Annotated in this window: 1 protein-coding gene; it reads left to right on the top strand. The window is 64.5% G+C overall.

The window, feature by feature from the left end:
• The first annotated feature begins 65 nt into the window (after window positions 1-65).
• A protein-coding gene (locus tag QMX80_RS19160; protein WP_087944427.1) for an IS3-like element ISStma5 family transposase occupies window positions 66-1222 on the top strand; the annotation gives its coding sequence in 2 pieces (ribosomal slippage) (window positions 66-306 and window positions 306-1222; 1158 coding nt in all).
• Window positions 1223-1227 lie beyond the last annotated feature (5 nt).

Genomic DNA, 1227 nt, shown 5'->3' with positions numbered 1-1227 from the left:
CTTGGGTTCACCCCCGTTTTCACGGACACTTACGAGAAGGCCGATCAAGGCCATGAGGAGTGTTCATGTCGAAGCGAAGGAAGTTCAGCACCGAGTTCAAGCGCGGTGCGGTTGAGCAGGCCAGCCAGCCGGGCGTCAGCTGTGCCCAGGTGGCCCGGGAGCTGGGGATCCGGGATGCATTGCTGACCCGCTGGAAGCGGGAGGCCCAGAGCCGGGGCCAGGTGGCCTTCGGTGGCACCGGGACGCCCCGGGACGAGGAACTGGCGCGGCTCAAGCGCGAGCTGGCCCGGGTGAAGAAGGAGCGGGATTTTTTGCGAGAAGCGGCGACGTTCTTTGCCAAGGGATCATCCTGAGGTATCAGGTGATCGAACGTTGCCGCGATGAGTTTCCAGTGCGACTGATGTGTCGTTGCCTGCGGGTCTCGGCCAGCGGTTACTACGACTGGAGTAAGCGCTTGCCCAGTGCCCGGGAGCGCGACAACCAGCGCTTGCTCGGCCGGATCCGTGAGTTGCATGAGGACAGCCGGGGCACATTGGGCGCCGGCCGGATGCATGAAGACCTTGCCGAGGAAGGCGAGACGGCGAGCCTGAACCGGGTGGCGCGTCTGATGGCGACCGATGGCCTGCAGGGTTGGCCGCGACCGAAGCGGCGAGGCCAGCGCGGCAAGCCGGCGCTGACGCCGCCGGGTGTGCGCAACCTGCTGGAGCGGGACTTCACCGCGTTGGAGCCGGAGACCAGGTGGGTCACCGACATCACCGAGCTCAAGACCCGGCAAGGCAAGCTGTATCTGTGCATCGTGCTGGACCTGTTTGACCAGCGGGTGGTGGGGTGGTCAATGCATCATCGTCAGGATCGTCAGATGGTGATCAGGGCCGTGCAGATGGCGGTCTGGCAGCGCCAAGGCAGCCATCCACTGATCCTGCACTCCGACCGTGGCAGCCAGTTCCGAAGCGGCGACTACCAGCGTTACCTGGCGGCCAACGGCTTGGTGTGCTCGATGAGCGCGGTGGGCCACTGCGGTGACAACGCCGCGTGCGAAGGCTTCTTCGGCCTGCTCAAGCGCGAGCGGGTCTACCGCATGACCTACCCAACGCTCGATGCCGCGAGGGCGGATGTGTTCGAATACATCGAGCGGTTCCACAACCCGAGGATGCGACGAAGGGTCGCCAGGCAAGACCAGAAGTTCTCAGCCCTTTTACAACCGTCCGTGATTTCGGGGTAGAACCC

It is taken from the genome of Stenotrophomonas sp. PS02297 (assembly GCF_029959705.1).
GTDB lineage: Bacteria > Pseudomonadota > Gammaproteobacteria > Xanthomonadales > Xanthomonadaceae > Stenotrophomonas > Stenotrophomonas nitritireducens.
The sequence above is the reverse complement of the archived record's forward strand: the minus strand, read 5'-3'. Positions and strand labels throughout refer to the sequence as shown.